Source organism: Serratia sp. HNCC26DJ244 (genome assembly GCF_057180565.1).
In genome coordinates this window covers 1-789 of record NZ_JBXUGO010000086.1, presented here as the reverse complement: position 1 = coordinate 789, position 789 = coordinate 1, and the positions used below count along the sequence as shown (strand labels likewise).

General features: G+C 65.1%; 2 pseudogenes. Both read left to right on the top strand.

The features are described from left to right. Positions 1 to 223: pseudogene (locus AC2A06_RS18680) on the top strand (type VI secretion system protein TssL, short form); the annotation flags it as partial. After that, positions 220 to 789, top strand: a pseudogene (locus AC2A06_RS18675) (OmpA family protein); the annotation flags it as partial. The pseudogenes AC2A06_RS18680 and AC2A06_RS18675, both read left to right, overlap by 4 nt.

Below are 789 nucleotides of genomic sequence, written 5' to 3'. Positions count from 1 at the left end.
GCTGGTCAAGGCGCTGAGTGAGCAGGTCGCCCCCTTCAACCATCCGCAGAACGCCCCGCTGCTGGCGTCGGCCCGAGGTGGGCGCAGTCGTCTGGGCCGTTGGCTCGCCTCCTGGCCTGCCTGGATGGGGCTCAGTGTGCTGGTGCTGGCGGCGCTGTGGTGGGGGCTTGACCACTGGCTGAGCCAGATATTGGCCACCCTACTGCCGGGGGCGGTGAAATGAGTGCGTTACAACACCGTTTGCTGGCGCTGTGGGCTGCGTTGCTGGTCAGCGTGGTCTGCCTGGTTTTTCTGCCCTTGTCACGTCTGGCTTCTCTGGGGCTGATGGTGTTGTGCTGGCTGTTGATTGCCCTGTGCTGGCGCCTGGCCAGTCGCCGCCATGGGCATGGCGTGGCGGTGAGCCTGGATGCGCTGCCCGAGGCCAGTTATCGCCAGCCGGTCGTGCTGGTATGCGGTGATTTAGCCCAGCCCTGGCCTGCCGCTTCACAGGTTCTGGTGGTGTCGCAAGGCTGTTGGGTGCGGGTGGAGGCCGGTCAGGATGTGGCTCAGGTCGCCCGTCAGTTGCTGCAGTTAAGGCCCGACTGGGGGCGCCAACTGGCAGTGATGGTCACGGTGTGTCCGCAACAACACCCGGAGAGCGAGACGCTGACCAGCGACTTGCTGATGTTGCGTTGGCAAATCAGCCAATTGCAACGGGACACCGGGCATCGCGTGCCGCTGGTACTCAATGGTCAGGCGGGGAGTGCCCTGCTGGGTGACCGGGTGTGGCAATCGGCCATGACGGGTGAC